The 26343-nt window shown below is 60.0% G+C and carries 26 protein-coding genes and 4 tRNA genes; 21 read left to right on the forward strand and 9 right to left on the reverse strand.

The genetic code is table 11. The features are described 5' to 3' along the window. Positions 1 to 23: 23 nt before the first annotated feature. The 3 genes from AB5I78_RS04405 to AB5I78_RS04415 all read right to left on the reverse strand — a co-directional run bounded on the left by AB5I78_RS04405 (position 24) and on the right by AB5I78_RS04415 (position 3393). Positions 24 to 923, reverse strand: coding sequence for an acyltransferase (locus AB5I78_RS04405; RefSeq protein WP_369302559.1), 900 nt, complete (start codon positions 921 to 923; stop codon positions 24 to 26). Then, a complete protein-coding gene (pta, locus tag AB5I78_RS04410; protein ID WP_106578583.1) occupies positions 924 to 3023 on the reverse strand; it encodes a phosphate acetyltransferase in 2100 nt (699 codons plus the stop codon). It lies immediately after the preceding gene. A 79-nt stretch (positions 3024 to 3102) separates the two neighbouring features. Continuing rightward, entirely contained in the window at positions 3103 to 3393 is a 291-nt protein-coding gene (locus AB5I78_RS04415; protein ID WP_242195076.1) for a DUF3565 domain-containing protein, read from the reverse strand. Here AB5I78_RS04415 and AB5I78_RS04420 point away from each other — a divergent pair. Continuing rightward, positions 3392 to 3877, forward strand: a complete 486-nt coding sequence (locus tag AB5I78_RS04420; RefSeq protein WP_027606858.1) for a peptidylprolyl isomerase — start codon at positions 3392 to 3394, stop codon at positions 3875 to 3877. The two genes, AB5I78_RS04415 and AB5I78_RS04420, sit on opposite strands and share 2 nt — an antisense overlap. Positions 3878 to 4160: 283 nt before the next feature. On the opposite strand, the gene rpsT is transcribed toward AB5I78_RS04420, so the two are convergent. Further along, positions 4161 to 4439: a 30S ribosomal protein S20 gene (gene rpsT / locus AB5I78_RS04425; protein ID WP_003171647.1), complete on the reverse strand. Its 279-nt coding sequence runs from the start codon at positions 4437 to 4439 to the stop codon at positions 4161 to 4163. Positions 4440 to 4692: 253 nt separating this feature from the next. Between rpsT and murJ the strand changes: the two genes are divergently transcribed. From murJ to ispH, 6 genes are all read left to right on the forward strand, one after another. Continuing rightward, entirely contained in the window at positions 4693 to 6231 is a 1539-nt protein-coding gene (gene murJ, locus AB5I78_RS04430; protein ID WP_369302560.1) for a murein biosynthesis integral membrane protein MurJ, read from the forward strand. 119 nt (positions 6232 to 6350) lie between these two features. Further along, on the forward strand, positions 6351 to 7289 hold the full coding sequence (gene ribF / locus AB5I78_RS04435) for a bifunctional riboflavin kinase/FAD synthetase (protein ID WP_064450635.1): 939 nt from the start codon (positions 6351 to 6353) through the stop codon (positions 7287 to 7289). A gap of 14 nt (positions 7290 to 7303) precedes the next feature. Next, the gene (ileS, locus tag AB5I78_RS04440) at positions 7304 to 10135 is read left to right on the forward strand and encodes an isoleucine--tRNA ligase (protein ID WP_369302561.1); all 2832 of its coding nucleotides are present in this window, start codon (positions 7304 to 7306) and stop codon (positions 10133 to 10135) included. Next, positions 10128 to 10637 carry a signal peptidase II gene (gene lspA, locus AB5I78_RS04445; protein ID WP_106578588.1) on the forward strand — a complete coding sequence of 170 codons (510 nt, stop codon included), beginning with the start codon at positions 10128 to 10130 and terminating at the stop codon, positions 10635 to 10637. Before ileS ends, lspA begins: the two co-directional genes overlap by 8 nt. A gap of 7 nt (positions 10638 to 10644) precedes the next feature. Further along, on the forward strand, positions 10645 to 11082 hold the full coding sequence (gene fkpB, locus AB5I78_RS04450) for an FKBP-type peptidyl-prolyl cis-trans isomerase (RefSeq protein WP_369302607.1): 438 nt from the start codon (positions 10645 to 10647) through the stop codon (positions 11080 to 11082). Positions 11083 to 11266: 184 nt separating this feature from the next. Further along, positions 11267 to 12214, forward strand: coding sequence for a 4-hydroxy-3-methylbut-2-enyl diphosphate reductase (gene ispH, locus AB5I78_RS04455; RefSeq protein ID WP_083360219.1), 948 nt, complete (start codon positions 11267 to 11269; stop codon positions 12212 to 12214). Here ispH and AB5I78_RS04460 read toward each other — a convergent pair. Next, positions 12168 to 12749 (reverse strand): GspH/FimT family pseudopilin, encoded by a 582-nt coding sequence (locus tag AB5I78_RS04460; RefSeq protein ID WP_369302562.1) that lies wholly within the window; start codon positions 12747 to 12749, stop codon positions 12168 to 12170. The genes ispH and AB5I78_RS04460 overlap by 47 nt on opposite strands. Positions 12750 to 12955: 206 nt before the next feature. Between AB5I78_RS04460 and pilV the strand changes: the two genes are divergently transcribed. From pilV to thiO, 5 genes are all read left to right on the forward strand, one after another. Beyond that, on the forward strand, positions 12956 to 13441 hold the full coding sequence (gene pilV / locus AB5I78_RS04465; RefSeq protein WP_369302608.1) for a type IV pilus modification protein PilV: 486 nt from the start codon (positions 12956 to 12958) through the stop codon (positions 13439 to 13441). Continuing rightward, positions 13438 to 14145 carry a PilW family protein gene (locus AB5I78_RS04470; protein ID WP_369302563.1) on the forward strand — a complete coding sequence of 236 codons (708 nt, stop codon included), beginning with the start codon at positions 13438 to 13440 and terminating at the stop codon, positions 14143 to 14145. The genes pilV and AB5I78_RS04470 overlap by 4 nt, the downstream gene beginning before the upstream one ends. Positions 14146 to 14152: 7 nt before the next feature. Then, complete coding sequence (locus AB5I78_RS04475) at positions 14153 to 14683, forward strand: PilX N-terminal domain-containing pilus assembly protein (RefSeq protein ID WP_369302564.1); 531 nt, start codon at positions 14153 to 14155, stop codon at positions 14681 to 14683. 11 nt (positions 14684 to 14694) lie between these two features. Beyond that, entirely contained in the window at positions 14695 to 15096 is a 402-nt protein-coding gene (locus AB5I78_RS04480; RefSeq protein WP_369302565.1) for a type IV pilin protein, read from the forward strand. A gap of 62 nt (positions 15097 to 15158) precedes the next feature. Next, positions 15159 to 16268: a glycine oxidase ThiO gene (gene thiO, locus AB5I78_RS04485; protein ID WP_369302566.1), complete on the forward strand. Its 1110-nt coding sequence runs from the start codon at positions 15159 to 15161 to the stop codon at positions 16266 to 16268. Here thiO and AB5I78_RS04490 read toward each other — a convergent pair. Together AB5I78_RS04490 and AB5I78_RS04495 are read right to left on the reverse strand one after the other, a co-directional pair. Beyond that, positions 16255 to 16488, reverse strand: coding sequence for a PP0621 family protein (locus AB5I78_RS04490; RefSeq protein ID WP_145165600.1), 234 nt, complete (start codon positions 16486 to 16488; stop codon positions 16255 to 16257). The genes thiO and AB5I78_RS04490 overlap by 14 nt on opposite strands. A gap of 125 nt (positions 16489 to 16613) precedes the next feature. Beyond that, positions 16614 to 17639: an outer membrane protein assembly factor BamD gene (locus tag AB5I78_RS04495; protein WP_106578596.1), complete on the reverse strand. Its 1026-nt coding sequence runs from the start codon at positions 17637 to 17639 to the stop codon at positions 16614 to 16616. A gap of 149 nt (positions 17640 to 17788) precedes the next feature. Here AB5I78_RS04495 and rluD point away from each other — a divergent pair, with 149 nt between their 5' ends. The 9 genes from rluD to AB5I78_RS04540 all read left to right on the forward strand — a co-directional run bounded on the left by rluD (position 17789) and on the right by AB5I78_RS04540 (position 24745). After that, entirely contained in the window at positions 17789 to 18751 is a 963-nt protein-coding gene (gene rluD / locus AB5I78_RS04500; RefSeq protein ID WP_005784662.1) for a 23S rRNA pseudouridine(1911/1915/1917) synthase RluD, read from the forward strand. Beyond that, positions 18748 to 19473, forward strand: coding sequence for a peptidoglycan editing factor PgeF (gene pgeF / locus AB5I78_RS04505; protein ID WP_369302567.1), 726 nt, complete (start codon positions 18748 to 18750; stop codon positions 19471 to 19473). Before rluD ends, pgeF begins: the two co-directional genes overlap by 4 nt. Before the next feature lie 170 nt (positions 19474 to 19643). Continuing rightward, a complete protein-coding gene (clpB, locus tag AB5I78_RS04510; protein ID WP_242194788.1) occupies positions 19644 to 22208 on the forward strand; it encodes an ATP-dependent chaperone ClpB in 2565 nt (854 codons plus the stop codon). A 302-nt stretch (positions 22209 to 22510) separates the two neighbouring features. Continuing rightward, positions 22511 to 22586: transfer RNA gene (locus tag AB5I78_RS04515), tRNA-Asn, on the forward strand. Positions 22587 to 22596: 10 nt separating this feature from the next. Then, positions 22597 to 22673 (forward strand) — tRNA-Pro (locus AB5I78_RS04520). Between the two features lie 5 nt (positions 22674 to 22678). Continuing rightward, positions 22679 to 22754 (forward strand) — tRNA-Lys (locus AB5I78_RS04525). A 94-nt stretch (positions 22755 to 22848) separates the two neighbouring features. Further along, a tRNA-Pro gene (locus AB5I78_RS04530) sits at positions 22849 to 22925 on the forward strand. Between the two features lie 166 nt (positions 22926 to 23091). Beyond that, entirely contained in the window at positions 23092 to 23826 is a 735-nt protein-coding gene (locus AB5I78_RS04535; RefSeq protein WP_369302609.1) for a cysteine hydrolase family protein, read from the forward strand. Positions 23827 to 23857: 31 nt separating this feature from the next. Then, positions 23858 to 24745, forward strand: a complete 888-nt coding sequence (locus AB5I78_RS04540; protein WP_369302568.1) for a LysR family transcriptional regulator — start codon at positions 23858 to 23860, stop codon at positions 24743 to 24745. A 61-nt stretch (positions 24746 to 24806) separates the two neighbouring features. On the opposite strand, the gene AB5I78_RS04545 is transcribed toward AB5I78_RS04540, so the two are convergent. Then, positions 24807 to 26105, reverse strand: coding sequence for an NAD(P)/FAD-dependent oxidoreductase (locus AB5I78_RS04545; protein WP_145165303.1), 1299 nt, complete (start codon positions 26103 to 26105; stop codon positions 24807 to 24809). A 60-nt stretch (positions 26106 to 26165) separates the two neighbouring features. Beyond that, on the reverse strand, positions 26166 to 26339 hold the full coding sequence (locus tag AB5I78_RS04550) for a DUF3094 family protein (protein WP_064450648.1): 174 nt from the start codon (positions 26337 to 26339) through the stop codon (positions 26166 to 26168). Between the last annotated feature and the right edge of the window lie 4 nt (positions 26340 to 26343).

Below are 26343 nucleotides of genomic sequence, written 5' to 3' on the forward strand. Positions count from 1 at the left end.
GGCAAGCCCCCTCCCACAGTTGATTATTGTTTGCCTGGGAAATCGGTGTGCAGCTTGTCCAGCAACGCATCCTTGTCTTCCCACAGCTGGTTGATCCAGCCCTGAAACGCCAACCGGTACTCGCCGTCCTGCTCATAATTCTTGCCGATAAACCCGGCCGGAATCTGCACTTCTTCAAAGTGCACCACCACATCCTTCACATTCCCACACAGCAAGTCCCAGTACCCAGGGCGCCCGGCAGGGTAGTGAATAGTCACGTTGACCAGGGACTTCAACTGCTCACCCATGGCGTCCAGCACAAACGCAATGCCGCCGGCTTTAGGTTTGAGCAAGTAGCGAAATGGGGATTTCTGCTGCGCATGCTTGCCCGGCGTAAAGCGTGTGCCTTCGGCAAAGTTGAAAATGCCCACCGGGTTGTCACGAAACTTCGCACAGGTCTTGCGGGTGGTTTCCAGGTCTTTGCCTTTCTTTTCCGGGTGTTTCTCGAGGTACGCCTTGGTGTAGCGCTTCATGAACGGGAAGCCCAGCGCCCACCACGCCAGGCCAATCACCGGCACCCAGATCAGCTCCTGCTTGAGGAAGAACTTCAGCGGGCGAATCCGTCGATTGAGCACGTACTGCAACACCATGATGTCCACCCAGCTCTGGTGGTTACTGGTCACCAGGTACGAGTGCTCGTAGTCCAGCCCTTCAAGGCCGGTCAGGTGCCAGCGCGTGCGCCGTACCAGGTTCATCCAGCCCTTGTTATTGGTGACCCAGGCTTCGTGGGTGTGGTTCATCAGCCATTCGCTGAAGCGCTTGGCAAATGGCAGCGCCTTGAACAGCGCGACGATAAACAGAAACGAGCACAACACAATCGTGTTCAGCGCCAACAACAAGGACGCGATCACCCCGCGCACGGCGGCAGGTAGAAAATCCAGCATTTAAATATCCATAGGTCGGTTGGCGGCTTGAATCGCAGTCAGGGCGATGGTGTACACGATGTCGTCGACCTGAGCGCCGCGCGGCAGGTCGTTCACCGGTTTGCGCAGGCCTTGCAGCATCGGCCCCAGGCTTACGCAATCGGCGCTGCGCTGCACGGCCTTGTGCGTGGTGTTGCCGGTGTTCAGGTCTGGGAACACAAACACCGTGGCTTTGCCGGCGACCAGGCTGTTGGGCGCCAGTTGCCGGGCCACGGTTTCGTTGGCGGCGGCGTCGTATTGCAACGGCCCGTCGATCAGCAGCGAGCTTTGCTGTTCGTGGGCGAGCAGGGTGGCTTCGCGGACTTTTTCCACTTCCTCGCCACTGGCCGAATCGCCGCTGGAATAGCTGATCATCGCCACGCGCGGGGTGATGCCGAACGCGGCGGCCGAGTCGGCGCTTTGCAGGGCGATTTCCGCCAGTTCCGCCGCGCTCGGGTGCGGGTTCATCACACAATCGCCGTAGACCAGCACCTGCTCCGGGAACAGCATGAAGAACACTGACGACACCAGGGTGCAGCCCGGCGCCGTTTTAATCAGCTGCAGGGCAGGGCGGATGGTGTTGGCGGTGGAGTGGATGACGCCGGAGACCAGGCCATCCACTTCATCCAGCGCGAGCATCATGGTGGCGATCACCACGGTGTCTTCCAGTTGCTGCTCGGCCATCGGTGCGTTGAGGCTCTTGCTCTTGCGCAGCGCGACCATCGGTTCGACATAACGCTGGCGAATCAGGTCCGGGTCGAGAATCTCCAGGCCTTCGGGCAGCTCGATGCCGTGGGCGCGGGCCACCGCTTCCACATCCGCCGGTTTGGCCAGCAACACGCAACGGGCAATGCCGCGCGCCTGGCAGATGGCGGCAGCTTGCACGGTCAACGGCTCGCTGCCTTCGGGCAACACGATGCGTTTGTTGGCGGCCTGGGCGCGTTGGATCAACTGGTAGCGGAACACGGCCGGCGACAGGCGCATCTCCCGTGGCGTGCCGCAACGTTGGTGCAGCCAGCGTGCGTCGAGGTGGCTGGCGACGAAATCGGTGATGATTTCTGCGCGCTCGCGGTCATCAATCGGGATTTCTTTGTTAAGGCTGTTGAGCTGGTTGGCGGTGTCGTAGGAGCCGGTGCTCACCGACAACACCGGCAGCCCGGCCTGGAACGCGCCCCGGCACAGATCCATGATGCGCGGGTCGGGCAGGGTGTCGCTGGTCAGCAGCAGGCCGGCCAGCGGCACGCCGTTGATCGCGGCCAGGCTGACGGCGAGGATGATGTCGTCGCGATCGCCAGGGGTAACCACCAGCACGCCGGGCTTGAGCAGCTCCACAGTGTTACGCATGGTGCGCGCGCAGATGATGATTTTGGTCATGCGCCGGGTTTCGTAGTCGCCGGCATTGAGGATCTGTGCGCCCATCAGGTCGGCCACGTCGCGGGTGCGCGGCGCGTTGAGTTCGGGCTGGTACGGGATGCAGCCAAGCAGGCGGAAGTCACCGCTGCGCAACAGTGGCGAATGCTCTTTGAGGCGCGCCGAGAACGCTTCCATGCTTTCGTCGGTGCGCACTTTGTTGAGAATCACGCCCAGCACTTTCGGGTCTTTGGGGCCGCCGAACAGTTGCGCCTGCAATTCCACGCGGCCAGAGAGCTCGGTGAGCACCTCGTTTTCCGGCGCCGAGACCAGGATCACTTCCGCATCCAGGCTCTTGGCCAGGTGCAGGTTGACCCGCGCCGCATAACTGGCGCTGCGGGTTGGCACCATGCCTTCGACGATCAGCACGTCCTTGCCCACGGCGGCTTGCTGGTAAAGGGTGATGATTTCTTCCAGCAGCTCGTCCAGCTGGCCGTCGCCGAGCATGCGCTCTACATGGGCCAGGCCCAAAGGCTGGGGCGGTTTCAGGCCGTGGGTGCGGGCCACCAGCTCGGTGGAGCGCTCGGGGCCGGTGTCGCCCGGGTGCGGCTGGGCAATGGGTTTGAAGAAACCGACTTTCAGCCCGGCCCGTTCAAGGGTACGCACCAGCCCAAGGCTGATGGAGGTCAGACCCACACCAAAATCGGTGGGCGCGATAAAAAAAGTCTGCATGCGAATTCTCTGGAGGTGCATGGCTTCGGTGGCGCTCTATGGTTGAGCGCCTACCGGGAATCAGACGCCAAGGTTATCGTTATTCGAGCGCTTGCGCACACCAGCCACACGCAAAGGGTTGGCCTATTTTTTCAAGGCGTTGCGCGGGGTCCAGTACCCAGGCGCGCGACTGCCATGGCGGTTGGTGGCGCAGGTGCTGGGTGTGGCCGCAGGACAGCTCGGCGACCCAGTGCCGGTCGTCATCCTGGTGGAATCCGAGGATGAAGGATGCCGTTGATCGGTCCCGTCTGTCCGGGTTGTGTTCGCTTTCGGGCAAATCCTTGTTTAGACTTGTCCGTTCTTCATTCTTATGCAAAAGGTCTCGCCCCATGACGATCGCCGCTAACAAGGCTGTCTCCATCGACTATACCCTGACCAACGACGCTGGTGAGGTCATCGACAGCTCCGCCGGCGGCGCGCCGCTGGTCTACCTGCAAGGCGCAGGTAACATCATCCCGGGCCTGGAAAAGGCTCTGGAAGGCAAGAGCGTCGGTGACGAACTGACCGTCGCCGTAGAACCTGAAGACGCTTACGGCGAATACTCCGCCGAACTGGTCAGCACCTTGAGCCGCAGCATGTTCGAAGGCGTTGACGAGCTGGAAGTGGGCATGCAGTTCCACGCTTCCGCGCCGGACGGCCAAATGCAGATCGTCACCATCCGCGATCTGGACGGCGATGACGTGACCGTTGACGGTAACCACCCTCTGGCTGGCCAGCGCCTGAACTTCCAAGTGAAGATCGTTGCCATCCGCGACGCTTCCCAGGAAGAAGTGGCCCACGGCCACGTTCACGGTGAAGGCGGTCATCACCATTGATTGTGGTTTGATCAATAGGTAGCAAAAACGCCCCGACTGGTTCGGGGCGTTTTTTTGTGCATTGAAAATGTCCCCCAGTCCAAATGTGGGAGCGGGCTTGCTCGCGATAGCGGTGTATCAGCCAAGTATTCGGTGACTGACACGCTGTAATCGCGGGCAAGCCCGCTCCCACATTGCACTGCGCACGCCCTATATGCGGCACAAACAAAAATGCCCCGCACCTTTCGGTGCGGGGCATTTCTTAACTGTTACGCGGCCTGGGCTACGTGGCAGTTTTTACCACTTAGGCTGCTGCAGCGACGTTCAGAGCCTTGATGTGGCCATTCAGGCGGCTCTTATGACGAGCGGCCTTGTTCTTGTGGATGATGCCTTTATCGGCCATACGGTCGATAACTGGCACGGCCAGAACGTAAGCAGCTTGGGCTTTTTCAGCGTCTTTGGTGTCGATGGCTTTAACTACATTCTTGATGTAGGTACGAACCATGGAACGCAGGCTGGCGTTGTGGCTGCGACGCTTCTCAGCCTGTTTTGCACGTTTTTTGGCGGAAGGTGTGTTGGCCACCGTCGAGCTCCTCGAAAGACTTTTTAGGAAATAGCAAACAAAATAGGCCGCGAATCATGCCGATGACTTGATGGGTTGTCAAGGGCGGCTGATGCGAACTGCTGAGTGGTCGATCTGAAGAGGCGGGTGATTTATTTCCGGCGCTTGACCTGTAAACTCGCGAGCTTTGGCTCTGTGCTGTTGCAGGCGCGCAGTATCGCATAAGTGGGCGCTTTGTTCGCCTGCTCTTTATCTATAGGCGCAAACTCTTTCAATGAATCTGCTCAAATCGTTGGCTGCCGTCAGCTCTATCACGATGATCTCCCGGGTTTTGGGGTTCGTGCGCGACACCCTGCTGGCGCGCATTTTTGGCGCCAGCATGGCCACGGATGCGTTCTTTATTGCCTTTAAACTGCCCAACCTGCTGCGACGCATCTTTGCCGAGGGGGCATTTTCCCAGGCCTTCGTGCCAATTCTGGCCGAGTACAAAAACCAGCAGGGCGAAGAAGCCACCCGCACCTTTATCGCGTACGTTTCGGGCCTGCTGACGCTGGTGCTGATGCTGATCACCATCGCCGGCATGCTCGCCGCGCCCTGGGTGATCTGGGCCACGGCGCCGGGTTTTGCCAATACCCCGGAAAAATTCGCGCTGACCACTGATCTGCTGCGCGTGACCTTTCCTTATATATTGCTGATTTCCCTGTCGTCCCTGGCTGGGGCGATCCTCAACACCTGGAACCGCTTCTCGGTGCCAGCCTTCGTGCCGACGCTGCTGAACGTCAGCATGATTATTTTTGCGCTGTTCCTCACGCCGTACTTCGATCCGCCGGTGATGGCCCTGGGTTGGGCGGTGCTGGCGGGTGGCCTGGCGCAATTGCTGTACCAGCTGCCGCACCTGAAAAAGATCGGCATGCTCGTGCTGCCGCGCCTGAACCTCAAGGACACTGGCGTCTGGCGCGTGATGCGCAATATGTTGCCGGCGATCCTCGGGGTCTCCGTCAGTCAAATTTCGCTGATCATCAACACCGCGTTCGCCTCGTTGCTGGTTTCAGGCTCAGTGTCCTGGATGTACTACGCCGACCGTCTGATGGAGCTGCCATCCGGCGTGCTCGGGGTGGCCCTGGGCACCATTTTGCTGCCAACCTTATCGCGCACTTATGCGAGCAAGGACCGCCAGGAGTATTCGCGGATCCTCGATTGGGGCCTGCGCCTGTGCTTTATGTTGGTACTGCCGTGTTCTCTGGCCTTGGGCATCCTGGCCGAACCGCTGACCGTGTCGCTGTTTCAATACGGCCAATTCAGCGCGTTTGACGCCTCGATGACCCAGCGTGCGCTGGTCGCCTACTCCGTCGGGCTGCTCGGCATTATTGTGATCAAGGTGCTGGCGCCGGGGTTTTACGCCCAGCAAAACATCCGCACACCGGTCAAGATCGCAATCTTCACTTTGATCGTCACTCAACTGCTTAACCTGGTGTTCATCGGTCCGCTGGCTCACGCCGGCCTGGCCCTGGCCATCAGCGCTGGTGCCTGCATCAATGCCGGCCTGTTGTTTTACCAACTGCGTAAACAACAGATGTATCAGCCGCAGCCGGGCTGGGGCATGTTCGCCCTCAAGCTGCTCGTGGCGGTGGCGACCATGTCGGCCGTGTTGCTGGGCCTGATGCACTTTATGCCCGCCTGGGACCAAGGCCATATGCTGGAGCGCTTCATGCGCCTGGGCATTTTGGTGGTTGCCGGCGTGGTGGTGTACTTCGGGATGTTGCTGCTGCAAGGCTTTCGTCTGCGTGATTTCAATCGCAAGTCCCTGGGATAGAGAGTTTGCCGCGATAAAACGATGGTTTTATCGATTCGATCCATTTGGCCTGCGCTGTTGCCTGTCGTCCGGGGCCGGGTGTGGTTATAATCGACCACTTTATGAGCAAGAAGCGCGTTATGCAGCTGGTTCGAGGTCTCCACAACCTGCGCCCCGAGCATCGGGGCTGCGTCGCCACTATTGGCAACTTTGACGGTGTTCACCGTGGCCACCAGGCTATCCTGGGCCGGCTGCGTGAACGTGCGGTCGAGTTGGGCGTGCCCAGCTGCGTGGTGATTTTTGAGCCGCAGCCACGGGAATTCTTTACCCCTGAAACGGCACCGGCACGGTTGGCACGTTTGCGCGACAAGCTGCAGCTGCTGGCCGAAGAGGGCGTGGACCGTGTTCTTTGCCTGGCCTTCAACCAGCGTCTGCAAAGCCTCAGCGCCGCCGAGTTCGTCGACCGTATTCTGGTAGATGGCCTGGGCGTACAGCACCTGGAGGTCGGCGACGACTTCCGTTTCGGTTGCGACCGCGTCGGGGATTTCGACTTCCTGCAACACGCCGGTGTGAATCAAGGTTTTACCGTCGAAGCCGCGCAAACCGTCGAACTGGACGGCCTGCGCGTGAGCAGTACCCAGGTGCGTAACGCCCTGGCCGCTGCCGACTTCGCCTTGGCCGAGCGTTTGCTCGGTCGCCCGTTCCGCATTGCCGGGCGGGTACTGCACGGCCAGAAGCTGGCGCGCCAACTGGGCACGCCAACCGCCAACGTGCAACTCAAGCGCCGTCGTGTGCCACTCACCGGGGTTTACCTGGTGAGCGTCGACATCGACGGCCAATCGTGGCCGGGAGTCGCCAACATAGGCGTCAGGCCCACGGTTGCAGGTGATGGCAAGGCCCACCTGGAAGTTCACCTTTTGGATTTTGCCGGTGATTTGTATGACCGGCGTTTGACGGTGGTTTTCCACCAGAAGCTGCGTGAAGAGCAGCGTTTCGCCTCGCTTGAGGCGTTGAAAACGGCGATCAATGCGGATGTCGCCGCCGCCCGTGCACTAGCCGCACCTAGCGCCCATCGCTAACCGAAGAGCCTTAAATGACCGACTATAAAGCCACGCTAAACCTTCCGGACACCGCCTTCCCAATGAAGGCCGGCCTGCCACAGCGCGAACCGCAGATCCTGCAGCGCTGGGACAGTATTGGCCTGTACGGAAAGTTGCGCGAAATTGGCAAGGATCGTCCGAAATTCGTCCTGCACGACGGCCCTCCTTATGCCAACGGCACGATTCACATCGGTCATGCGCTGAACAAAATTCTCAAGGACATGATCCTGCGCTCGAAAACCCTTTCGGGTTTCGACGCGCCTTATGTTCCGGGCTGGGACTGCCACGGCCTGCCGATCGAACACAAAGTCGAAGTGACCTACGGCAAAAATCTGGGCGCGGATAAAACCCGCGAACTGTGCCGTGCCTACGCCACCGAGCAGATCGAAGGGCAGAAGTCCGAATTCATCCGCCTGGGCGTGTTGGGCGAGTGGGACAACCCGTACAAAACCATGAACTTCAAGAACGAGGCAGGGGAAATCCGTGCCTTGGCTGAAATCGTCAAAGGCGGTTTCGTGTTCAAGGGCCTCAAGCCCGTGAACTGGTGCTTCGACTGCGGTTCGGCCCTGGCCGAGGCGGAAGTCGAGTACGAAGACAAGAAGTCCTCGACCATCGACGTGGCCTTCCCGATCGCCGACGACGCCAAGCTGGCCGAGGCCTTTGGCCTGGCAAGCCTGAGCAAACCGGCTGCCATCGTGATCTGGACCACCACCCCGTGGACCATTCCGGCCAACCAGGCGCTCAACGTGCACCCGGAATTCACCTACGCCCTGGTGGACGTCGGTGATCGCCTGCTGGTGCTCGCTGAAGAAATGGTCGAAGCCTGCCTGGCGCGTTACGAGCTGCAAGGTTCGGTGATCGCCACGACGACCGGTACCGCGCTGGAACTGATCAACTTCCGCCACCCGTTCTATGATCGTCTGTCGCCGGTGTACCTGGCTGACTACGTTGAGCTGGGTTCGGGCACGGGTGTGGTTCACTCCGCACCGGCCTACGGCGTTGACGACTTTGTGACCTGCAAAGCCTACGGCATGGTCAACGACGACATCCTCAACCCGGTGCAGAGCAATGGCGTTTACGCGCCGTCGCTGGAGTTCTTCGGCGGCCAGTTCATCTTCAAGGCTAACGAGCCAATCATCGATAAGCTGCGTGAAGTCGGTTCGCTGCTGCACACCGAAACCATCAAGCACAGCTACATGCACTGCTGGCGCCACAAGACCCCGTTGATCTACCGCGCCACTGCGCAGTGGTTTATCGGCATGGACAAAGAGCCGACCAGCGGCGACACCCTGCGTGTGCGCTCGCTCAAAGCCATCGAAGACACCAAGTTCGTCCCGGCCTGGGGCCAGGCGCGCCTGCACTCGATGATCGCCAACCGCCCGGATTGGTGCATCTCCCGTCAGCGTAACTGGGGCGTGCCAATCCCGTTCTTCCTCAACAAGGAAAGCGGCGAGCTGCACCCACGTACCGTCGAACTGATGGAAGAAGTCGCCCTGCGTGTTGAGCAGGAAGGCATCGAAGCCTGGTTCAAGCTGGACGCCGCCGAGCTGCTGGGCGACGAAGCGCCGCTGTACGACAAGATCAGCGACACCCTCGACGTGTGGTTCGACTCCGGCACCACTCACTGGCACGTGCTGCGCGGTTCGCACCCGATGGGCCACGAGACCGGCCCGCGTGCCGACCTGTACCTGGAAGGTTCGGACCAACACCGCGGCTGGTTCCATTCCTCCTTGCTGACCGGCTGCGCCATCGACAACCACGCGCCATACCGCGAACTGCTGACCCACGGTTTTACCGTCGACGAGACGGGCCGCAAGATGTCCAAGTCGCTGAAAAACGTGATCGAGCCGAAGAAGATCAATGAAACCCTGGGCGCCGACATCATGCGTCTGTGGGTAGCCTCGACCGATTATTCGGGCGAAATCGCCGTGTCGGACCAGATCCTGGCCCGTAGCGCTGATGCCTACCGCCGTATCCGTAATACCGCACGCTTCCTGCTGTCGAACCTGACCGGTTTCAACCCGGCCACCGACCTGCTGCCGGCCGAGGACATGCTCGCCCTCGACCGTTGGGCAGTGGACCGTACCCTGTTGCTGCAGCGCGAGTTGCAGGAACACTACGGCGAATACCGCTTCTGGAACGTGTACTCCAAGATCCACAACTTCTGCGTGCAGGAGCTGGGTGGTTTCTACCTCGACATCATCAAGGACCGCCAGTACACCACCGGCGCCAACAGCAAGGCACGCCGTTCGGCGCAGACCGCGCTGTACCACATCTCTGAAGCGCTGGTGCGCTGGATCGCTCCGATCCTGGCCTTCACCGCCGACGAGCTGTGGGAATACCTGCCGGGCGAGCGTAACGAATCGGTGATGCTCAACACTTGGTACGAAGGCCTGACCGAACTGCCGGCCGACTTCGAACTGGGCCGCGAGTACTGGGAAGGCGTGATGGCCGTCAAAGTGGCGGTGAACAAGGAGCTGGAAGTGCAGCGTGCGGCCAAGGCCGTCGGTGGCAACCTGCAAGCCGAAGTCACCCTGTTTGCCGAGGAAGGCCTGAGCGCCGACCTGGCCAAGCTGAGCAACGAACTGCGCTTCGTGCTGATCACCTCGACCGCCAGCCTGGCACCGTTTGCCCAGGCACCTGCGGACGCGGTGGCTACCGAAGTGCCGGGCCTCAAGCTTCAAGTGGTCAAGTCGGCCTTCCCTAAGTGCGCCCGTTGCTGGCACTGCCGTGAAGACGTTGGCGTGAACCCCGAGCATCCGGAAATCTGCGGTCGTTGCGTCGACAACATCAGCGGTGCTGGCGAGGTTCGCCACTATGCCTAACACCAGCCGTTTCGGACGTCTGGGCTGGCTCGTACTGAGCGTGCTGGTGCTGGTCATTGACCAGCTCAGCAAGGCTCACTTCGAAGGCGCCTTGCAGATGTACCAGCAGATCGTGGTCATCCCTGACTACTTCAGCTGGACCCTGGCCTACAACACCGGCGCTGCCTTCAGCTTCCTCGCTGATAGCTCCGGCTGGCAGCGCTGGCTGTTCGCGTTGATCGCGGTCGTGGTCAGTGCAGTCCTGGTGGTCTGGCTTAAGCGCCTGGGTCGCGATGACACCTGGCTCGCGATCGCCCTGGCCCTGGTGTTGGGCGGCGCGCTGGGCAACCTCTACGACCGCATTGCCCTGGGCCATGTGATCGACTTTATCCTGGTGCATTGGCAGAACCGCTGGTACTTCCCGGCGTTCAACTTTGCCGACAGCGCCATCACCGTCGGTGCAATCATGCTGGCGTTGGACATGTTTAAAAGCAAGAAAACCGGAGAGACCGTCAATGACTGATCAGGTATTGGCTGAGCAACGCATCGGCCAGAACACGGAAGTCACTTTGCATTTCGCACTGCGCCTGGAGAACGGCGACACGGTCGACAGCACGTTCGACAAAGCCCCGGCGACCTTCACGGTCGGCGACGGCAACCTGCTGCCGGGTTTTGAAGCGGCGCTGTTCGGTTTCAAGGCCGGCGACAAGCGTACCCTGCAGATCCTGCCGGAAAACGCCTTTGGCCAGCCCAACCCGCAAAACGTGCAGATCATCCCGCGTTCGCAGTTCCAGGACATGGACCTGTCGGAAGGCCTGTTGGTGATCTTCAATGATGCGGCGAATACCGAGCTGCCTGGTGTGGTGAAAACCTTCGATGACGCGCAAGTGACCATCGACTTCAACCACCCGTTGGCCGGTAAAACCTTGACGTTTGACGTTGAAATCATCGACGTTAAAGCGCTCTGATCAACGACGCTGGCTCCTGTGGGGGCTGGTTTATGTGGGAGCTGGCTTGCCTGCGATAGCATCACCTCGGTGTACCTGATACACCCAGTCGTCTGCATCGCGGGCAAGCCCAGCGCCCACTTGGGCTCACTCCTGTAGAGTTGAGTTGATCCAATTTCTTGCCCTGCAAGACACGAGGCACAGCATGCAAATCAAACTCGCCAACCCCCGTGGCTTCTGCGCCGGTGTGGACCGGGCGATCGAAATCGTCAATCGCGCCCTGGAAGTCTTCGGGCCGCCGATTTACGTGCGTCATGAAGTCGTCCACAACAAATTTGTGGTCGAAGACCTGCGCGCACGCGGTGCCATCTTTGTCGAAGAGCTCGATCAGGTGCCGGACGACGTTATCGTCATCTTCAGCGCGCACGGTGTTTCCCAGGCCGTGCGTACCGAGGCTGCCGGCCGCGGCCTCAAGGTATTCGACGCCACCTGCCCCCTGGTGACCAAGGTGCACATCGAAGTCGCGCGCTACAGCCGTGACGGCCGTGAATGCATCCTGATCGGCCATGCCGGCCACCCGGAAGTCGAAGGCACCATGGGCCAGTACGACGCCAGCAATGGCGGCGCGATTTACCTGGTGGAAGACGAAAAAGACGTTGCCAACTTGCAGGTGCAAAACCCCGAACGGCTGGCCTTTGTCACGCAGACCACCTTGTCGATGGACGATACCAGCCGTGTAATCGATGCCTTGCGCACGCGATTCCCGGCCATTGGTGGCCCGCGCAAAGACGACATCTGCTATGCCACACAAAACCGTCAAGACGCGGTCAAGCAATTGGCCGATGAGTGCGATGTCGTGCTGGTGGTCGGCAGCCCCAACAGCTCCAACTCCAACCGCTTACGCGAACTGGCCGAGCGCATGGCCACGCCGGCCTACCTGATCGACGGCGCTGAAGACATGCAGCGCAGCTGGTTCGACGGTGTCGAGCGTATCGGCATTACGGCGGGCGCGTCGGCGCCGGAAGTGCTGGTGCGCGGTGTGATCCAGCAGCTGCAGGCATGGGGTGCCACCGGTGCCGATGAATTGGCTGGCCGTGAAGAGAACATCACGTTCTCCATGCCCAAGGAACTGCGGGTTCGCTCGCTGCTCTGAGTGCCAAGGTGCCGGCGTCATTCCGGCATAACGCCTGCTCAGTGGTGTCACTGCGCAGGCTGATGCGCCCGCTGGGGGCAAGTACCACTTGAAACAGGCTTTGTGCCTGATCCGCGTCGCACACGTGCACAGTGCCTGCACGGAACCCTCCCGCTGAAAAAATCGGCTCGCCCAATCCGCTGAAGCGTACCTCGCTCTTAACGGGCCCATTGCCTACGATCGGTACCTGCCCGCTGTCCTGTCGTTCCAGCAGCACCGGATTGTTCTCGTCCAGGTGGCCGCGTCCGCTTTCGTCCAGTATCACTCGCCATCCTTGGCTCCAGTTTTCATCCCGCGCGTGAATGACCACCGCACGATTGCGCGCAATGGCCTCGGTGCGCGCATAGCGCATGCCGCTGGCCAAGGCCTGCGCAGCTGTTTGTCGTTGCTGTGACTCGAGCAAGCCTTTGAAACCGGGTACTGCGAGATTTGCCAGGATGCCGCTTAGCAACAGGGTCAGCAGAAGCTCGACCAGGGTGAATCCGCGTTGCTTCATGTGTCGTCCCTCCATGGACGGGTTCACTGTTTCAGGTGACAGGCATAGGTATAGCCGCCAGTTCCTAGCGTGGAGTGATGGCCTTTATGTCCAAAGTATTTCCCTTTGTTCCGGCAGCAGCGTCAGCCGAAAACCGGCGCTAGTCTTGGGCCGCACAGCAGGTTTTTCCTGCTTTTCTCCGGCCTTCGACAGGGATGACGACGGTGATGCTTGTTTGTCCGAACCTAAAATTTGCCTGCGTCTTACCTCGCCACCAATCCGGCATGACGCTGATCGAGGTGCTGGTGGCCGTGCTGATTCTTGCGGTCGGGTTGCTGGGCGCGGCGGTGATCCAGCTCAACGCACTCAAATACACCGACAGCTCAAGGATGATCAGCCAGGCCAGTTTCATTGCCTACGACATGCTGGACCGGGTTCGCGCCAACTCGAGCGTCGACTATTCATGGAGCCGAACCGAAGGCGCGCCGCTCGGTACGGCCAGCGACAGCGTGCGTGACCTGGACCTGCACGACTTCGAAGCAAATATCGTCGGGTTTGCCGGAGCGAGTGCAAAAGGCTCCGTCGTGGTCAGTGGCAGCGAGGTGACCGTCAGTATCAGCTGGGACGACGCCAGGGGCGCGAACCGCAGCGGCGCACGGGAAACCTTCACCCTCGCCAGTCGCATTGCCAGCGAGCCTGGGGTGGCGAAATGAATCGCTTTGCACGGGGATTCAGCCTGGTGGAGCTGTTGCTGGCGCTGTCTGTCGGGTTGGTGCTGATCCTCGGGGTCAGCCAAGTCGTCATCAGCGTTCGAGCCACCCACGCCAGCCAGCAGGCAGCCATGTTGCTGCAGGATGATGCGCGGTTTGTGCTGGGCAAGATGATTCAGGACATTCGCCAGGCGGGTGTGTTTGGCTGCCTGGCGACGGCCTCTATCGATAATGCGCCGGCGGCCTTTGATCGACCGGTCGGCTGGAGCACCTCGGGCAGCTCGAGGTCACTGACATTAGTCACCGCGGATGCAAGTGGAGAGGGTGGCAGGCCCGACTGGACGGTACTTTCCGACTGCGTGACCACGGCCCAGGCCTATGCGGGCAACTCGCCGACGCCCGCGCCTGGCCAGAGCCGGTTTGCGATACGCCAGCTCACCTACACCTTTGAAGCGGGCCAACTGAAAGTCAGTACACCGGCTGCGCCGGCCAAGGCGGTTCTGGTGGATAACGTACAGGCGTTCGACCTCAGTTTCGGTGTGGCAGCCAAGCCCGGCTCGGCTCGCGTTGCGCGCTATGACCCCACCCCGGCCGACGAATCACTGATACGCAGCGTGCGTATCCGAATGACGCTGCGAGACCCGACGGGGCGCGTTCAGGATCAGGCCTACAGCGTCGTGGCAGCGCTGCGCAACCGGTTGGAGTAGAGCGATCATGCGCAACTTTGACGGCTTCCATCCACGGCAGACGGGCATGGTCCTCTTGATCAGCCTGGTGTTTTTGCTGGTGTTGTCACTGATTGGCCTGGCCTCGATGCAAGGGGCCGTGTCCCAGCAAAGGATTGCCAGCGGCGTCTGGCATCGCAATCAATCATTTCAAAGTGCCGAAAGCGGCCTGAGGTTGGGGGAATCAATGGTCCGGCGCGCGGGGTCGGTGTTGCCGTTATGCCAGTCGATCAGCGCCTGCGCACCGTCACCGGAATCGTTTTCTGTGGTTGGCACCGGGCAGCGTTCTGTTTCAGCGGTCAGTTGGGTTGCCTTCAAGGGCGGCCTGTACGGCATTCAGGCGCTGGGGCAGGGCACAGGGCTGACGGGTTTACCTCTGCACACATCTGCCAGGTTATACCGCGTGACGGCGGTGGGCTTCAGCGGCCAATCGCGCACCGTTCTGGAGACGGTCTATGCGCAGGTCAACGAAGCAGCAGGGGCGAGATTTCGTCGGACTTTATGGCGGCAACTTCAATAAGGAGCGTATCAGTGGGCAAGGATTGCCGGGGTTTTACCTTGATCGAGTTATTGATCGCTGTCGCGATCATCGTGTTTCTGGCCGGGATCGCTTACCCGGCGTATACCGGGCATGTAAAAAAGGTCTATCGCGCAGAAATCGTTGCGTTGTTGTCCGAGCAAGTCCATTACCTGGAGCGCTTTTACACGCGCAACGGCACTTTTATTGATGCAAGCGGCGTCAGTGCGGGCAATGAACGCTATAGAATCGGCGCTGCATTGAACCCTCAGGACTTCACCCTGGTGGCCACGCCTGCCGTCGGCTCAGTCATGGCAGGCGACCCATGCGCTGAATTCAGCCTGAGCAGCTCCGGCGTGCGCAGCAACCCGGGCGCGGCACCTGGAATGTCGCGCAAGGCGTGCTGGGGGCAATGATGAGAGTGCTGGATGAGTGGGCGCCCGGTGCGCTTTTCCCTTTTTATCGGCTGGATCAAATGATGGCTAAGCAACAGCAAGTGGTGATTGTCGGTGGCGGAGTAATCGGGTTGTTGACGGCGTACAACCTGGCCACCCAAGGGCAGGCCGTCATACTGCTGGAGCGCTCCGGGCTTGGCCAGGAGTCCTCCTGGGCCGGCGGCGGGATCGTGTCGCCGCTGTACCCGTGGCGCTATAGCCCGGCGGTCACCGCGCTGGCGCATTGGTCCCAGGATTTTTATCCGCAATTGGCCGAACGTCTGTTCGCGGCCACGGGTGTTGATCCAGAGGTTCATACCACGGGCCTTTACTGGTTGGACCTGGAAGATGAGGCCCAGGCGTTGGCCTGGGCTGCCCGCGAGGGACGGCCGCTGAGCAAAGTGGATGTGTCGGCTGCGCACGATGCGGTGCCGGTACTGGGCGGCGGGTATTCCCAGGCGATTTACATGGCGGACGTGGCCAATGTGCGCAACCCGCGCCTGGTCAAATCCCTCAAGGCGGCGCTGTTGGCGCTGCCTGGTGTGACCCTTCATGAGCAGTGCGAAGTACAGGGTTTTGTACTTGAAGGCGAAGACGTAGTGGGCGTGAATACCGCTGCGGGACCGATTCTTGGCGACCAGATAGTGTTGGCTGCGGGTGCCTGGAGCGGTGAGTTACTTGGCAAGTTGGGCTTGGCGCTGCCGGTGGAACCGGTCAAAGGCCAAATGATTTTGTACAAATGCGCCTCGGATTTCCTCTCGAGCATGGTCCTGGCCAAGGGGCGTTATGCGATCCCACGGCGTGATGGGCACATTCTGATCGGCAGCACGCTTGAACACGAAGGGTTCGACAAGACCCCGACCGACTCAGCGCTGGAAAGCCTCAAGGCTTCGGCTGTGGAGTTGATTCCTGCCTTGGCGGACGCCGAGGTCGTGGGGCATTGGGCCGGTTTGCGGCCCGGCTCACCGGAAGGTATCCCTTATATCGGGGAAGTCCCGGGCTTCAAAGGGTTGTGGCTCAATTGCGGGCATTACCGCAATGGCTTGGTGCTTGCGCCGGCATCCTGCCAGTTGTTTGCCGACTTGTTGCTGGGGCGTACGCCGATCATTGACCCGGCGCGTTATGCGCCCGCAGGTCGAATCAACGCTGGATAGACTTCGGCCCCTGTTCCAGGTGTGCCTGAGTGCAATACCACTCCTGGCGTGAGCTCAGCGCGCGATCCTGCGGCAAGTGCACGCCGCAGTGGGCGCAGCGCACCATCATGGCTGCGTCAGGCTCGCTGGCGCGTTGCTGCCGGGCGGCCGGGCTTTTGAATTTGCGCCAGAACCATACCGCGGCAGCAATGACGGCAATCCAGAACAGTAGACGAAGCATGATGGGCAGTTTCTCGACAAGGAATGCGCCAGTTTAGCCAAGGTCGTGGCAGGCGCACAGCGCAATAACGCCGGGCAATAAAAAAGGAGCCTCGAAAGGCTCCTTCTTGATGACGCTGGGTGCAATCAGTCGAATACGCCGAACGTCATGTAGCTGAACCACGAACGATCTTCGTTGTTGCCAAGGGCCTGCGGCTCTTGCTCTTCGATCACATCGCCATTCTCGTCATGCGGCTTGAGCTCCGACGGAATTGCTTCCTTGGCGTCCTGGAACTGTTTGATCACGTCCTGGTTGGCGCGGGTTTCGCCCGGCGGCAAGGGTGGACGGGAACTGATCAGGCCCAGGGTGTACTTGCTCAGCCACGAACGGTTGTCTGTTTCGGCAACCCGAGGCACAAACTGGCCGTCTTTCAAGCTTGGCGAGTCTGGGTAGTTGAGCTTCAGGGTTTCCAGGCTGGTGGCTGCCAATGCATCCAGGTGCAACGCCTGGTAAGCCTCGGTCATCACCGCCAGGCCGTCACCCACGGAAGGGGTTTCCTGGAAGTTCTCCACTACATAGCGCCCACGGTTGGCGGCAGCCACGTATGCCTGACGGGTCAGGTAGTAGTCAGCCACATGAATCTCGTAGGAAGCCAGCAGGTTGCGCAGGTAGATCATGCGCTGCTTGGCGTCCGGCGCGTAGCGGCTGTTGGGGTAGCGGCTGGTCAGCTGGGCGAACTCGTTGTAGGAGTCGCGGGCAGCGCCGGGGTCACGCTTGGTCATGTCCAGCGGCAGGAAGCGCGCCAGTAGGCCCACGTCCTGGTCGAACGAGGTCAGGCCCTTCATGTAGTAGGCGTAGTCCACGTTCGGGTGCTGCGGGTGCAGGCGGATAAAACGCTCGGCGGCGGATTTGGCAGCTTCCGGCTCGGCGTTCTTGTAGTTGGCGTAGATCAGCTCGAGCTGTGCCTGGTCGGCGTAGCGACCGAACGGATAGCGTGACTCCAGGGCCTTCAGCTTGGCTGTGGCACTGGTGTAGCTATTATTGTCCAAGTCTTTTTGAGCTAATTGATACAGCTCGACTTCGCTCAGGTTTTCGTCGACGACTTCCTTTGTTGACGAGCAAGCAGCAGTCATGGCGAGGATGGCGATCAGCAGCAGGTGTTTCACTTGCATGGCGGCTTGCGTCCCTATGACGGCCGCTGTCTTGGGCGGGGCCGTCCTGTTATGATGAGCGCCCCGTTGAAAGCCTCGGGGCAAAAGACGCCGTATTTAACCACAAGCGCGCAGCCGAAACCAAAGGCTGTGCCACGCCTAGTCTGAGCATGTCCGATAAAATTGAACTTCGCGCAGAGGTGCCGTCCGAATTGGGCGGCCAACGCCTCGATCAAGTCGCCGCACAATTATTCGCTGAGCACTCGCGCTCGCGCCTTTCCGCCTGGATCAAAGACGGCCGCCTGACTGTGGATGGAGCGGTTATCCGCCCGCGAGACATAGTCCATGGCGGTGCGATTCTTGAGCTGACTGCCGAGCAGGAAGCCCAGGGAGAATGGGTCGCCCAGGACATCGAGCTGGACATCGTCTATGAAGACGATGACATCCTAGTCATCAATAAACCCGCAGGCCTGGTGGTTCACCCGGCCGCCGGGCACGCTGATGGCACCTTGCTCAATGCCTTGCTGCACCACGTGCCGGACATCATCAATGTCCCGCGCTGCGGCATCGTGCACCGCCTGGACAAGGACACCACCGGCTTGATGGTGGTGGCCAAGACCATCCAGGCCCAGACGCAACTGGTCACACAGTTGCAGAGCCGTAGCGTCAGCCGCATCTACGAGTGCATCGTGATCGGCGTGGTGGTGGCGGGTGGCAAGATCAACGCCCCTATCGGTCGCCACGGCCAGCAGCGTCAGCGTATGGCGGTGATGGAAGGCGGCAAGCAGGCCGTCAGCCACTACCGTGTGCTGGAGCGTTTCCGGTCCCACACTCACGTGCGGGTCAAGCTGGAAACCGGCCGTACGCACCAGATCCGCGTGCACATGGCGCACATTAACTTCCCGTTGGTCGGAGATCCGGCCTACGGCGGTCGCTTCCGTATTCCGCCGGCGGCGAGTCAGACCATGGTTGAATCGCTGAAATCTTTCCCGCGTCAGGCACTGCATGCACGTTTCCTGGAGCTGGATCATCCGACGAGCGGTAAGCGGATGAGCTGGGAATCGCCTCTTCCAGACGATCTGGTCTGGTTGCTGTCGCTGCTCAAGCAGGATCGCGAGGCGTTTATCGGATGAATGACTGGCTGATTCCTGACTGGCCTGCGCCGGCTCAGGTTAAAGCCTGCGTCACCACCCGTGCGGGCGGCGTCAGTCTGGCGCCGTTCGACAGCCTCAACCTGGGCGATCATGTTGAGGACAGCCTTGAAGCCGTCCTTGAGAATCGCCGTCGCCTGACCGATACCTTTGATATTCAGCCCGCGTGGCTGCGCCAAGTTCACGGGGTGACCGTGGTCGAGGCTGACCCCTCGCGCATCGCCGAAGCCGATGGCAGCTGGACCAGCACGCCTGGTATTGCCTGCACATCCATGACTGCCGATTGCCTGCCCGCGTTGTTCTGCAACCGCGCCGGTACTCGCGTGGCGGCAGCCCATGCCGGTTGGCGTGGGCTGGCAGCGGGTGTGCTCGAAGCGGCTTTCGAAAGCCTGGGCTGCGAACCTGCCGATGTATTGGTCTGGCTGGGCCCTGCCATTGGCCCGCAAGCCTTTGAAGTCGGCCCGGAGGTGCGTGAAGCTTTCATGCAGCAGCTGCCGACGACCGCCGAAGCCTTCGTGCCAAGCCACAATCCCGGCAAGTACATGGCCGACATCTACCAGTTGGCGCGCCTGCGGCTCGCCGCACGTGGAATCACCGCTGTCTATGGTGGCGGTTATTGCACCGTGACTGACCCGCGCTTCTTTTCTTACCGTCGCAGCCCTCGCACGGGTCGATTTGCCTCCCTTATCTGGCTTGAGCGCTAGACTCTCTTGACTTGGGTCAACGCTGATCCACATCCACGATAGCCCGCTTGAATCTTGCAGAATCCACCCCATCTATAGGGGTATCTGGCAGGTTTCTTCATTCAGGATGCGTTTTTCGCGAGCAAGCTCGCTCGCACATAGCTCCGGCCTGCTCAAAAGGAAGGTGACTAATGCGTATTGATCGTTTAACCAGCAAATTGCAGTTAGCTCTATCGGACTCCCAATCCCTGGCGGTCGGCCTCGACCATCCGGCCATTGAGCCTGCGCACTTGATGCAGGCGCTTCTGGAACAGCAAGGTGGTTCTATCAAGCCCTTGCTGATGCAGGTGGGCTTTGACGTCAACAGCCTGCGCAAAGAGTTGAGCAAAGAGCTCGACCAACTGCCAAAAATCCAAAACCCTACCGGCGACGTGAACATGTCGCAGGACCTGGCGCGCCTGCTTAACCAGGCAGATCGCCTGGCTCAGCAAAAAGGTGATCAGTTCATCTCCAGCGAACTGGTACTGCTCGCCGCGATGGACGACAACAGCAAGCTTGGCAAATTGCTGCTGGGCCAGGGCGTGAGCAAAAAGGCCCTGGAAAACGCCATCAACAACCTGCGTGGCGGCGAGGCGGTGAATGACCCCAACCACGAGGAGTCGCGCCAGGCCCTGGACAAATACACGGTCGACCTGACCAAGCGCGCCGAAGAGGGCAAGCTTGACCCGGTGATTGGCCGTGATGACGAAATTCGTCGCACCATCCAGGTGCTGCAACGCCGCACCAAGAACAACCCGGTGCTGATCGGTGAACCTGGCGTGGGTAAAACCGCGATTGCCGAAGGCCTGGCCCAGCGCATCATTAATGGTGAAGTGCCGGACGGTCTTAAAGGCAAGCGTCTGCTGTCTTTGGACATGGGCTCGCTGATCGCCGGCGCCAAGTTCCGTGGCGAGTTCGAAGAGCGCCTGAAATCCCTGCTTAATGAACTGTCGAAGCAGGAAGGGCAGATCATTCTGTTCATCGACGAACTGCACACCATGGTCGGCGCCGGTAAAGGCGAGGGCTCGATGGATGCCGGCAACATGCTCAAGCCAGCACTGGCGCGCGGTGAGCTGCATTGCGTTGGCGCCACCACGCTGAACGAGTATCGCCAGTACATCGAAAAAGACGCAGCCCTTGAGCGTCGTTTCCAGAAAGTGCTGGTGGAAGAACCCAGCGAAGAAGACACCATCGCGATCCTGCGTGGCCTGAAAGAACGCTATGAGGTCCACCACAAGGTGGCGATCACTGACGGCGCGATTATTGCGGCGGCCAAATTGAGCCATCGCTACATTACTGACCGCCAGTTGCCGGACAAGGCCATCGACCTGATCGACGAAGCGGCCAGCCGTATTCGCATGGAGATCGACTCCAAGCCGGAAGTGCTCGACCGTCTGGATCGACGCCTGATTCAACTGAAGGTTGAATCCCAGGCCTTGAAGAAAGAAGAAGACGAGGCCGCGAAGAAACGCCTGGAAAAACTCCAGGAAGAAATCGTGCGTCTGGAGCGTGAATATTCAGACCTCGAGGAAATCTGGACTTCGGAAAAAGCCGAGGTGCAGGGTTCTGCGCAGATCCAGCAAAAGATCGAGCAGTCCCGTCAGGAGCTGGAAGCCGCGCGCCGTAAAGGTGACCTGAACCGCATGGCCGAGTTGCAGTACGGGGTGATCCCGGACCTGGAGCGCAGCCTGCAAATGGTCGACCAGCATGGTAAGCCCGAGAACCAGTTGCTGCGCAGCAAGGTGACCGAGGAAGAAATCGCCGAAGTCGTTTCGAAGTGGACCGGTATTCCCGTGTCGAAAATGCTCGAAGGCGAGCGCGACAAGTTGCTGAAGATGGAAAGCCTGTTGCACCAGCGCGTCATTGGCCAGGAAGAGGCCGTGGTGGCTGTGTCCAACGCGGTACGGCGTTCCCGGGCCGGCTTGTCCGACCCGAACCGTCCGAGCGGCTCGTTCATGTTCCTCGGCCCAACCGGCGTGGGTAAGACCGAGCTGTGCAAGGCTTTGGCCGAGTTCCTGTTTGATACCGAAGAGGCCATGGTGCGGATCGATATGTCCGAATTCATGGAGAAACACTCGGTGGCTCGCTTGATCGGCGCCCCACCAGGCTACGTGGGCTACGAAGAGGGTGGTTACCTGACCGAAGCCGTGCGTCGCAAGCCTTACTCGGTGATCCTGCTGGACGAGGTCGAGAAGGCCCACCCGGATGTGTTCAACATCTTGCTGCAGGTGCTGGAAGATGGCCGTCTGACGGACAGCCACGGGCGTACCGTGGATTTCCGTAATACGGTGATCGTGATGACCTCCAACCTGGGCTCGGCCCAGATTCAGGAGTTGGTGGGGGATCGCGAGGGCCAGCGCGCTGCGGTAATGGATGCACTGACCACTCATTTCCGTCCGGAATTTATCAACCGGGTCGATGAAGTGGTGATCTTCGAGCCTCTGGCGCGGGATCAGATTGCGGGCATCACCGAGATCCAGTTGGGGCGCCTGCGCGGCCGCTTGGCCGAGCGCGAGCTCGACCTGGAGCTGAGCAGCGAGGCGTTGGACAAGCTGATCGCGGTGGGTTACGACCCGGTGTATGGCGCACGGCCACTGAAACGTGCGATCCAGCGCTGGATCGAGAACCCATTGGCGCAGTTGATCCTGTCGGGCAGCTTCATGCCGGGCACCAGCGTCACGGCGACTGTGGAAAACGACGAAATCGTCTTCCACTGAGTCCAGCCTGTATGGCTATAAGAGGAGGCCTCGCATTGCGGGGCCTTTTTTTTCGATAGGGCGTTGAACTGTAAGGCAAAGGCTTGTAAAGTGCGCCCCGCAGCAACGTCAGCCCACGGGTTTCTTCTCCCCAAGAAGAAATCAGAAAGAAGCGCAAATCATTGTCTTAAAAGCAATTTAAAGGGTTGACAGGGGTTTTTAAGATTGTAGAATAGCGCGCCTCAGAGACATGAACGTAGCGATACGGACAAGCCGAAGAGAACGTTTCAACGCAGTAAAGTTACACATTTGAAATATGCAGTTCCGTGATAGCTCAGTCGGTAGAGCAAATGACTGTTAATCATTGGGTCCCAGGTTCGAGTCCTGGTCACGGAGCCAATTTCAAAACCGGGGTATAGCGCAGTCCGGTAGCGCGCCTGCTTTGGGAGCAGGATGTCAGGAGTTCGAATCCCCTTACCCCGACCATTTTTGGGTCGTTAGCTCAGTTGGTAGAGCAGTTGGCTTTTAACCAATTGGTCGTAGGTTCGAATCCCACACGACCCACCATTTTTGAGACCAGTTAACGCTGGAATCAGATCTTAAGATCAGAGGTCAAAAGCCCTGGTCGCAGAAGGCGACTGAAAGGTCGCCTTTTTTTTACCGGGGTATAGCGCAGTCCGGTAGCGCGCCTGCTTTGGGAGCAGGATGTCAGGAGTTCGAATCCCCTTACCCCGACCATATTAAAAATCCTCGTATCGAAAGATACGGGGATTTTTTTTGCCTGTTGTTTGGCCTCACTTGTGCGAATTCCAAACAGATATTGTGCTGATGGGTGCGTTGGTGCACTGGTCGCGGCCTCCTAGACTGGGCCTCGTCCATTCACTCGCCTCAAGGAATCTGCATGATGACCCTCACCCCAGCCGCTCACCCTGTCCGTTCGCTATCTGCCGTACTCAAGTCCACGCTTGTTGGCTTCGGTATGATGGTGGGCCTCGGCCATTACGCTGTCGCCGCCGAAACAGCCACACACCCGCAGCCGACCATTCGCGCGATGTTGGGGGCGAAGCCGACCGACCGTCTTGACCCGAAAACCACCGCGTTGGTGGTCATCGACTTCCAGAATGAATACTTCACCGGCCGCATGCCGATCCCTGACGGCATGAAAGCCCTGGAAAACACCCAGCGTCTGATCAAGTTTGCCGACAAGGAAAACATCCGGGTCATTCACGTGCAGCACATCGCCCCGGACGACGCGGCGGTCTTCGCCAAGAATGGCAAAACCGTCGATTTTCACCCGCTGATGAAGCCACGTGCACAAGACACGCTTGTGCAGAAGACCACGGTCAGCGTGTTTGCCAGCACCGACCTGGATGCGCAATTGAAGAAGACCGGCGTCAAAACTCTGATTATCAGTGGCCTGATGACTCACGCCTGTGTCGCTGGTGCCGCCCGTGACGCCGCGCCGTTGGGCTATGACGTTGTGGTAGCATCCGATGCCAGTGCCACACGGGCTATTACCCGCGCCGATGGCCGTTCGGTAACCAAGGATGAGTTGCACAACTCGGCACTGGCTGAAATCGAAGACACCTTTGGTTCGGTGCTGACCACCTCGCAAATTATCGCTTTGCCGGTTAACTGATTCCCCTGACCACCTTGGGATCGCCTGCTTCATGAACCAGTTATCTGCCATGCGCGCCTTTCGGTGCATCGTCGAAGCCAAGGGTTTTTCTGCAGCCGCAGAGCGCCTGGAGACCACGCATTCGACGATATCCCGGCAATTGCAGCAATTGGAGATTGGGCTGGGCGCCCAACTGATCAACCGCAACACGCGACGCTTCAGCCTGACGGGTGCCGGGGAGCAGTACTACGCAGCGTGCGTGGATATCCTTGATCGTCTCGACGCCGCATCCCAGGCCATCGCCCACGGGCACCAACGCCCCGAAGGCCTGCTGAGAGTCAGTGTGCCGCTGGTGGTGGGCACACTGGATCTGCCGCACTGGCTACCGGGTTTTCAACGATGCTATCCGGATATTGAGCTGCAGCTGTGCTGTGATGATCAGTTCGTCGACCTGGTGGCCGACGGGTTTGATGTCGCGATACGCATTGCCAGCGCCCTGGCGGATACGTCATTGATTGCCCGCACGTTGACGATTTCCAGCCAGGTTCTGGTCGCGTCGCCGAGCTACATCGGCCGCCATGGGTTGCCCCGTTCGGCGCAGGAGCTCGACAACCATCACTTGCTGACTTTCATTGGTGCGTCGTCGGATTGGCAACTGAGCGCGGCGCGTGGCGCGGTGGTTACGGTCACCCCATCGGGGCGGTTCAGCACCAACACCATCAGCGCGTTGCACGCGGCCACGTTGGCGGGGGCGGGCATTGCGTGTTTCACCCAGGCCACAGTGCACAGCGACTTGGCGCACGGTCAGCTTGTGCGAATTCTGCCCAATTATTCATTGGGCGAGCGGCACTATTACGCCCTTTATCCACAGTCCCGGCACCTGGCGCCGAAGGTGCGGGCGTTTGTCGACTATATGGCTGAGTTCTACCAGCAGCTCTAGCCCAATAAAAAATCCCCCTATCGTGAGATAGGGGGATTTTTTTTTGCTGCCGTTCAGTCAATCAGTGCAGCTTGAGCCTCGGCTCGGTCCCGCGCCCGATCTTGCTGCCGAGCATCAGCATGGCCGTGCGGAAGAAACCGTACAACGCCATCTGGTGCATGCGGTACAGCGATACATAGAACATCCGCGCCAGCCAGCCTTCCAGCATCACGCTGCCGGTCAGGTTACCCATCAAGTTACCCACCGCCGAGAAACGTGACAGCGAGATCAGCGAGCCGTAGTCGGTGTACTTGTAGGACGGCAGGTCCTTGCCTTCAATCCGCAGTTTCAGCGACTTGGCCAGCAACGAAGCCTGCTGGTGAGCGGCCTGTGCGCGGGGCGGTACGTTGCGGTCGGTGCCTGGTTGCGGGCAGGCGGCGCAGTCGCCAAAGGCGAAGATATTTTCGTCGCGGGTAGTCTGCAGCGTCGGCAACACCTGCAATTGGTTGATGCGGTTGGTTTCCAGGCCATCGATGTCCTTGAGGAAGCCTGGCGCGCGAATCCCGGCGGCCCACACCTTCAAGCTGGCCGGAATGACCTGGCCGCTGCTGGTGATCAGGGCGTCGGCCGTCACTTCGCTGACCGCCGAATTGGTCAGCACCGTGACCCCGAGTTTCTCCAGGGTTTTATGCACCGGCCCGCCAATTCGTTCCGGCAGCGCAGGCAATACCCGTGGGCCGGCTTCGATAAGGGTGATGTGCATGTTTTCCGGTTTGATCTTGTCCAGGCCGTACGCTGCCAGCTCGTGGGCGGCGTTATGCAGCTCGGCGGCCAGCTCAACGCCGGTGGCGCCGGCGCCGACGATAGCGACGCTGATCTGTTCAATGGTATCGGTCTGTCCGGCATGGGCGCGCAGGTAGTGGTTGAGCAACTGCTGGTGGAAACGCTCGGCCTGTTTGCGTGTGTCGAGGAACAGGCAGTGTTGCGCTGCGCCCTCGGTGCCGAAGTCATTGGTGGTACTGCCGACTGCGATCACCAGGCTGTCATAGCCCAGCACGCGCGCAGGCACCAGTTCGCGGCCTTCTTCGTCAAGGGTGGCGGCCAGCTGAATCTTTTTCTGTTCACGGTCAAGCCCGCTCATGCGCCCCAGCTGAAACTCGAAGTGGTTCCATTTGGCTTGGGCGACGTAGTTGAGTTCGTCTTCCGAAGAGTTCAGCGAGCCGGCAGCCACTTCGTGCAGCAGTGGCTTCCAGATATGGGTCAGGTTGGTGTCCACCAGCGTGATGTTGGCGGTGCCGCGCTTGCCCAGAGTCTTACCCAGGCGGGTAGCCAACTCCAGGCCGCCGGCGCCGCCGCCGACGATAATAATACGATGGGTCATGGGGATATCTCGCAAGGCTAAAAGAAATCGGAGCAGTTACCCTCGCGAGCGCCAGGCAGCTCATAGCGTCAGGTAACTCAAAAGGCGGCTCAGCAGACCGAGCCCGATCACCGCCACCAGCACCACACCAAGGAGCAGCCACGGCCGGAAAGGCTTGCGCTCGACTCGGTTCTGGGAGAGTTGCAGGTACTCTTCGACATGCTGTTGGTCATCGGGGTTCAGGCGGCTGGTCATAAAG

The sequence above is a fragment of the Pseudomonas sp. N2-3-1-14 genome (assembly GCF_041228395.1).
GTDB lineage: Bacteria > Pseudomonadota > Gammaproteobacteria > Pseudomonadales > Pseudomonadaceae > Aquipseudomonas.